Annotated in this window: 2 protein-coding genes and 1 pseudogene; 2 read left to right on the top strand and 1 reads right to left on the bottom strand. The window is 41.8% G+C overall.

Features of this window, described 5'->3' with window-relative positions:
- Positions 1-55 precede the first annotated feature (55 nt).
- A pseudogene (locus G4407_RS15880) lies at positions 56-916 on the top strand (IS30 family transposase); the annotation flags it as partial.
- Between the two features lie 401 nt (positions 917-1317).
- Positions 1318-2142 (top strand): polysaccharide deacetylase family protein, encoded by an 825-nt coding sequence (locus G4407_RS15885; RefSeq protein WP_173689651.1) that lies wholly within the window; start codon positions 1318-1320, stop codon positions 2140-2142.
- 18 nt (positions 2143-2160) lie between these two features.
- On the opposite strand, the gene G4407_RS15890 is transcribed toward G4407_RS15885, so the two are convergent.
- Positions 2161-2594 (bottom strand): HAD family hydrolase (locus tag G4407_RS15890; protein ID WP_173689652.1); only part of this gene is annotated, 434 nt, incomplete at its 5' end.

Raw genomic sequence — 2594 nt, forward strand, 5'->3', positions numbered from 1 at the left:
ATGATATATGCATTAAGAGCAGTCCTGTTTTCTAATTTTAGCTAACTGGCATTACCGTTCTGGGGTTGCCCTTTCTGAAGTGGAACTTAAGCAGCTCGATGATGTGGTATCTCCTCTCCTCAAAAAAGGGCAGTCCCTTCATCACATTGCAATACATCATGCTGACGAACTTATGAAGTCAGAACGAACACTGTATACTTACACAAACAACGGGCTATTCACTGCCAGAAATATCGATATGCCACGTACCATACGCATGCGTCCAAGGAAAAATGTTTCTTCTAAACTGAAAGTGGATAAATCCTGCCGTATTGGACGTGACTTTCAATGTTTTGAAAATTACATGGCTGAACATCCGGATGCTTCTGTCAGACAGCTTGATTCTGTAGAAGGTATAAAAGGCGGAGCGGTTCTTCTCACTATTCATTTCGTGGAACAACAACTGCAGCTTGCTTTTCTCCGCCAGCATAATGACTCTCAATCTGTCATTGACATTTTTGACCGTCTCTATTTTGAATTGAGGATGGATATTTTCATTGAACTTTTTCCTGTTCTTTTAGCGGATAACGGCAGTGAATTTTCAAACCCTTCTGCTATCGAACTGGATGCACAGGGAAACCCTCGAACCAGGATGTTCTATTGTAATCCCAGCGCACCTTACCAGAAAGGAAGCTGTGAAAACAACCACGAACTGATTCGAAGAATCATTCCAAAAGGTACTGACCTTGGACGATACTCACAGGAACAGATTGATCTCATGATGAGCCACATCAACTCCTACTCCCGGAAAAAGCTCGGAAACAAAAGTCCTTATGAAGTTTTCGAGTTTCAATACGGTAGAAAAATTTTAGATGCATTTCATCTGCAGAAAATTCCTGCTGACGAAATCATCCTTAGTCCTGAATTATTAAAATAAACTAAAACTAAAAAAGCTGGGCAGGAAATCTATACCGCCATCATCGCAGAACATCCCCCAGAGGTGGAATTTACTCCTTCCAAAAAATCACACGTAAATTCGACTTCCGCTCGGCATGCAAAAAAATCCCCAAAACCACAGCTTTTCCTTATATTTTAACTCTGATTTTGAGGATTTCATATACAAGATCAATATTTTTTTTCTTTCACGTGGAATTTAATCCTGCAAAGTAGAATTTACCTTTGCAAGGTGGATTTTACTTTTTCAATTCACCCTTTTTGTCCTCACTTTTTGTCCACTTTATTTTCTGACCGCTATTTTATCTATTTCGGTTCTTTTCCTTCCATTTCCACATATATTTTATCAATCACCTGTTCTTCTATCCGATCGGAGTTCCTTTTATGTTTTCCAGATTAAAATCAAAAAATGTTATACGGATCTGTTTTCTTTTTCTTGCGGCTTTCTTTGTGGGAACCGGCTCTGCATTTCTGCATGATCATTTCTTTTCTGCCGCTGTTCCCACCTCTTCTGAAGGCAACTGGGGGCTCAGCTTCCAAACTGACGGGGATCCCCCTGTCGGCAATGCCACATTTGACGAGCTGAAAAAATTCGATGCCTTTTACGCACAGGACACCAGCGAAAAAGTAATCTACCTTACTTTCGATGCCGGTTATGAAAACGGAAATACACCGGCTATTCTGGAAGCTCTTACGAAGCATCAGGCTCCGGCAACGTTCTTCGTCGTCGGCACACTTCTGGAAAGCAATCCGGAACTTATCAAACAGATCCTCGCTGCCGGTAACACCGTCGGCAACCACACCTGGCATCACAAAGACATGTCACAGATTTCTACAATGGAATCCTTCTCTGAAGAAATCCAGACAGTTGAAAAACTGTATCAGCAGATCACCGGACAGGAAATTTCCAGATTTTATCGTCCACCACAAGGAAAATACAACGAAGCCAACCTGAAAATGGCGCAGGAGCTTGGTTATCATACCTTCTTCTGGAGTCTCGCCTATGTCGACTGGTATCAGGATAACCAGCCATCCCACGAAGAGGCTTTTGAAAAGCTGCTTGGAAGAATCCATCCCGGTGCCATCGTTTTACTCCACAGTACGTCCTCTACAAACGCTGAAATCCTAGATGAACTTCTCACCAAATGGGAAGAAATGGGCTATCATTTTGGTTCTCTTGATGACCTTATAAAAGCTGCTGCATCTTAGAAAATTTTCTCTGTCACTTTACCGGAGGCTTCTCTGATCGATCAGTCCATATTTCTTCATCGCATAAGCAATTCCGTCTTCTTCAACGGTCTTTGTTACAAATTCTGTATAAGGTTCCAGCACCTGGTCATGCGCGCCCATCGCAATCGCATGCCCGGCATGCTGGAACATTGCCAGATCATTGCTGCTGTCTCCAAATACATATGACTGGTCTCTCGTCATTCCAAAATGCTCCAGTACCCAGTCAATCGCAGTTCCTTTTGTATAGCCCTTCAGGATACACTCAAACGTATTACTTCCACGGTCGATTACTTCCATATCATCTTTGATAAATTCAAAAAAAGCTTTTACATCACTTTTTTCATCCGTATAAATAAAGATCTTATCATATGGACAGCTTCTCTGCTCCATATAACGCTCGATTCCAAGTCCACGGTTATTCATGTATTTTT

The organism is Allocoprococcus comes, assembly GCF_013300725.1.
Taxonomy (GTDB): domain Bacteria; phylum Bacillota; class Clostridia; order Lachnospirales; family Lachnospiraceae; genus Allocoprococcus; species Allocoprococcus comes_A.

Coding starts and splice junctions, on each gene's coding strand:
- G4407_RS15885 (WP_173689651.1), top strand. CDS start 1,318: ATGTTTTCCAGATTAAAATCAAAAAATGTTATACGGATCTGTTTTCTT.